Genomic DNA, 2,612 nt, shown 5'->3' on the forward strand with positions numbered 1-2,612 from the left:
CATTCGCCTCCGCCGGCGCGGTGGGCCGCACCATCAACACGCTTCAGCGCGCCTTCCTGCTGCGGTCGTGCTCGGACGCCTATTACGAGACCCGCGTGCGCCCCTGCCTGCTGTTCCAGATCAAGCGCTGCAGCGCGCCCTGCACCGGCGAGATCTCCGCGGAGGCCTACGGCATGCTCGTGGACGAGGCGTTGGCCTTCCTGCGCGGCGAGAGCGACGAGGTGAAGCATCGCCTGCACGCGCTGATGAACGAGGCGAGCGAGAACCAGGACTACGAGCGCGCCGCGAGCTTTCGCGACCGGCTGACCGCGCTCTCTCACATTCAGTCGCGCCAGGGCATCAATCCGCACACCGTGAAGGAAGCGGACGTCTTCGCCGCCCATCAGGACGCGGGACAGACCTGCATCCAAGTGTTCTTCTTCAGGAGCGGCAACAATTGGGGCAATCGCGCCTACTTCCCGCGCGCCGACAAGGCGCTTCCGGCCGAAGAGGTGCTGGAGTCGTTCATCGCCCAGTTCTACGACGACAAGCCGCCGCCCAAGCAGGTTCTGCTATCGCACGAGATCAAAGGCCGCCGCCTACTCTCAGAAGCGCTCGAATTGAAGGCCGGGCACAAGATCACGGTGACCACGCCCCAGCGCGGCGAGAAGCGCGAGTTGGTCGACCATGCCCTGGTCAACGCGCGCGAGGCGCTCGCCCGGCGGCTCGCCGAATCCGCTTCGCAAGCGGCGATCTTCGCGCGTCTCGCCGAGGTGCTCGATCTCGACGAGGCGCCTGAACGCATCGAGGTCTACGACAACAGCCATATCTCCGGAAGCAACCCGGTAGGCGCCATGATCGTGGCGGGGCCTGAAGGGTTCATCAAAGCGCAGTATCGCAAGTTCAATATGAAGGGCGAAGACCTCGCGCCCGGCGACGATTACGCCATGATGCGCGAGATGCTGAACCGCCGCTTCAGCCGGCTGGTCAAGGAAAGGGACAAAGACCAGGGCGAAGGCTGGGCCGCACCGGATTTGGTGCTCATCGACGGCGGCCCGGGCCAGCTTTCCGCGGCTCACGCAGTGCTCGACGAACTCGGCCTGCCGGATATCCGCATCGCCGCCGTGGCCAAGGGCCCGGACCGCAACGCGGGCCGCGAGCGCATCTATCTTAAGGGAAAACAGCCTTTGCTTTTGGAACCGCGCGACCCTGTGCTTTATTGCATTCAGACGCTCCGGGACGAGGCGCACCGCTTTGCCATCGGCGCTCACCGCGCGCGGCGCAAGAAGGGCATCACCGCCTCGCCGCTCGACGAGGTGCCCGGCATCGGCCCCGCCCGCAAGCGTGCGCTGCTGCAGCATTTCGGTTCGGCCAAGGCGGTGAGCCGCGCCGGCGTTGCCGATCTCGAAGGCGTGGGCGGCATTAGCGCGCAGATGGCGAAGGCGATCTATGATCACTTTCACGAACGCGGTTAGTTGAGTTGAACGGATAGGACATGGCGGAGCAAGGATTGGCAGATCGGCGGAGCACGCCCAAAGGACATTTCGGTAGCCTGCCGAACATCTTGACTTATGGGCGGATCCTGGCGATCCCGGCCCTCGTCGCCTGCTTCTTCGTGACGGCGGACTGGGGCCGCTGGCTCGCCATGTGGATCTTCATCGCCGCCGGCGTCAGCGACTTCCTCGACGGCTACCTCGCCCGCGCCTGGCAGCAGCAGAGCGCCATCGGCAAGATGCTGGATCCCATCGCCGACAAGTTGATCGTCGCCGCGGCGCTGCTGATGCTCGCCGCCGACGACACCATCGCCGGCTGGTCGCTGTGGGCCGGGGTCATCATCCTCTGCCGTGAAATTCTGGTCTCGGGCCTGCGCGAGTTTCTCGGCACGCTCGCCGTCAGCGTGCCGGTCACCGCCCTCGCCAAATGGAAGACGGTGGTGCAGATGGTCGCCATCGGCTTTCTGCTGGCAGGCTCCGCCGGCGACAAGATCTGGCCCTATACGACGCTGTTCGGACTGAGCCTGTTGTGGATCGCGGCGATCCTGACGCTCTATACCGGCTACGATTATTTGCGGGCCACGTTCCGCCACGTCATGCCCGAGGGAAAGTGATGCGGCTCCTTTACTTTGCCTGGGTCAAGGAGAAGACCGGCATCGCCGCCGAGGACATCGAGGTGCCGGGCAACGTCTCAACCGTCGCCGAGTTGATGACCTGGCTGAAGACGCGCGGCCCTGAGTTCGCCCACGCCTTCGAGCGGTCAGAAGTGATCCGCGCCGCCATCGACCAATCCCATGCGCGGCCCGACGCGAAGATCGCCGGCGCATGCGAGGTCGCCTTCTTCCCGCCGGTCACCGGAGGCTGAAGGTGATCCGCGTCCAAACGGAAGACTTCGACATCGGTGCGGAGATCGCCGCACTCAAAGACGGCCGAACCGACATCGGGGCCATTGTCAGCTTCACCGGCACGGTGCGCGATGCCGACGGCACGGTCAGCGAGATGGGGCTGGAGCATTATCCCGGCATGACCGAGAAAGAGCTCGAACGCATCGAGCAAGAGGCGCACGCGCGCTGGCCGCTGCAAGCCTCGCTCGTCGTGCATCGCGTCGGCACGCTGAAACCCGGCGACAACATCGTGCTC

General features: G+C 65.2%; 4 protein-coding genes. All 4 read left to right on the plus strand.

All coding sequences use genetic code 11. The features are described 5' to 3' along the window. A partial coding sequence (uvrC, locus tag ACSLE4_RS04000) for an excinuclease ABC subunit UvrC (protein ID WP_435903187.1) occupies positions 1 to 1,454 on the plus strand: 1,454 nt, incomplete at its 5' end. Between the two features lie 35 nt (positions 1,455 to 1,489). After that, positions 1,490 to 2,086 carry a CDP-diacylglycerol--glycerol-3-phosphate 3-phosphatidyltransferase gene (gene pgsA / locus ACSLE4_RS04005; RefSeq protein ID WP_435903188.1) on the plus strand — a complete coding sequence of 199 codons (597 nt, stop codon included), beginning with the start codon at positions 1,490 to 1,492 and terminating at the stop codon, positions 2,084 to 2,086. Continuing rightward, positions 2,086 to 2,337 carry a molybdopterin converting factor subunit 1 gene (gene moaD / locus ACSLE4_RS04010; protein WP_435903189.1) on the plus strand — a complete coding sequence of 84 codons (252 nt, stop codon included), beginning with the start codon at positions 2,086 to 2,088 and terminating at the stop codon, positions 2,335 to 2,337. The genes pgsA and moaD overlap by 1 nt, the downstream gene beginning before the upstream one ends. A 2-nt stretch (positions 2,338 to 2,339) precedes the next feature. After that, on the plus strand, positions 2,340 to 2,612 hold a 273-nt coding region (locus ACSLE4_RS04015), incomplete at its 3' end, for a molybdenum cofactor biosynthesis protein MoaE (RefSeq protein ID WP_435903190.1).

The organism is Methyloceanibacter sp., from assembly GCF_051306395.1.
Classification (GTDB): domain Bacteria; phylum Pseudomonadota; class Alphaproteobacteria; order Rhizobiales; family Methyloligellaceae; genus Methyloceanibacter.